This window comes from Microbacterium sp. AISO3, from assembly GCF_002204305.1.
GTDB lineage: Bacteria > Actinomycetota > Actinomycetes > Actinomycetales > Microbacteriaceae > Microbacterium > Microbacterium arborescens.
On record NZ_NHRF01000176.1, the window covers coordinates 1 to 394 of the forward strand.

Genomic DNA, 394 nt, shown 5'->3' on the forward strand with positions numbered 1-394 from the left:
CCCCAGGTGTCCGGACCGATCTGGGCCAGCCGTTCGTACAACGGAAGGACCGCCACGTCCGCGCCCATGATCGACGAGGACCGCCGCCAACGTCCGATCTTCGACGCCAAGGCGTCAACGACGGCGCTGTCCCGGCCATCGTCGATCACCGGCACGAGATTGGCCCCGATGTGGACGAGCCCGACGAGTTCACCGCCTCGGAAGACGCCGTGGACCGGGCATCCTAGCCGGGCACTGTCCAGCCCGCCCTGACGGATCCTCGACAGCAGGAAGACGTTGGCGACCGGGGCACGCGAGAGGAACTCGATGGTCTGGCTCAGGTCGGCGTCGTCGAGCTGCCTGACGCGGGTCCTCACCTCAGGAGACCGTGACCTCAACGGCCCCGGTGGTGTCC

Annotated in this window: 1 protein-coding gene; it reads right to left on the minus strand. The window is 68.3% G+C overall.

The genetic code is table 11. The features are described 5' to 3' along the window. The coding region (locus tag CBF90_RS16865; protein ID WP_141097239.1) for a DUF4081 domain-containing protein at positions 1-356 on the minus strand (356 nt) is incomplete at its 3' end. Positions 357-394: the final 38 nt, after the last annotated feature.